General features: G+C 47.1%; 1 protein-coding gene. It reads left to right on the forward strand.

The genetic code is table 11. The features are described 5' to 3' along the window. Window positions 1-89: 89 nt before the first annotated feature. Window positions 90-1,153, forward strand: a 1,064-nt coding sequence (locus QUB08_RS32020; RefSeq protein WP_333230328.1) for a transposase, incomplete at its 3' end; no start/stop codon positions are given.

Raw genomic sequence — 1,153 nt, forward strand, 5'->3', positions numbered from 1 at the left:
TTACCAAAAATAATGGGTTTAAAGCCCCGTCCTTCTAGGACGGCTTTCTTTAACTGTGGTATACTTACGCTAGTTATGTCAGCGTAAGTATGCTTGTTTTTGAGGCAAAACTAGAGGGACTTGCACAGCAGTACGAGCGGCTTGATGAAGCCATTCGCACTGCTCGCTTTGTCCGCAATAGCTGCCTTAGATACTGGTTGGACAACAAGGGGATGGGTAAGTACGAGTTGAGCGCCTATTGCGCTGTTCTCGCCGCATTGTTTCCGTTCGCCGGCAAACTTAATTCCCAAGCTCGACAAGCTTCTGCCGATCGGGCTTGGAGTTCTATCGCTCGGTTTTATGACAACTGCAAAAAAAACAAGCCAGGGAAGAAAGGCTTCCCACGCTTTAAGAAGCATCAAACACATGGCTCTGTTGAATATAAAACAACGGGCTGGAAGTTGTCGTTCGATAGACGAACTATCACCTTCACTGATGGGTTTGAAGCAGGAAGCTTCAAGATGTGGGGAACTCGTGACCTGCACTTCTACCAGTTTAAGCAGATTAAGCGAGTGCGTGTTGTTCGTAGAGCTGATGGGTACTACGTTCAGTTTTGCATTGACCAAGAACGGGTAGAGAAGAGAAAGCCAACGGGTAAGACTGTTGGACTGGATGTTGGATTGACTCACTTCTACACCGATTCGGACGGTCAGACAATCGAGAACCCCCGTCATCTGAGAAAGTCCGAGAAAGCGATAAAGCGTCTTAGTCGTAAACTTTCTCGCACCACCAAAGGGTCGAAAAACAGAGTCAAAGCGAGAAATCGCCTGAGTCGAAAGCACCTCAAGGTAAGTAGGCAGCGTAAAGATTTTGCCGTGAAGTTGGCAAGATGCGTCATCCAGTCTAACGACTTGGTTGCCTATGAGGACTTGCAGGTGCGTAACATGGTTAGAAACAGGCAACTGTCAAAGTCTATATCTGATGCTGCGTGGTCGGCTTTCAGTCAATGGTTAGAATATTTTGGCAAGGTGTTTGGTGTGGTAACGGTTGCCGTACCACCGCACTACACTTCTCAAAACTGTTCCAACTGTGGGGAAGTCATCAAGAAGTCTTTGAGTCAAAGAACACATCGCTGTCACCATTGTGGTTTTGTAATAGACCGAGACTGGAATGC

It is taken from the genome of Microcoleus sp. BR0-C5 (assembly GCF_036705045.1).
Lineage (GTDB): Bacteria > Cyanobacteriota > Cyanobacteriia > Cyanobacteriales > Microcoleaceae > Microcoleus.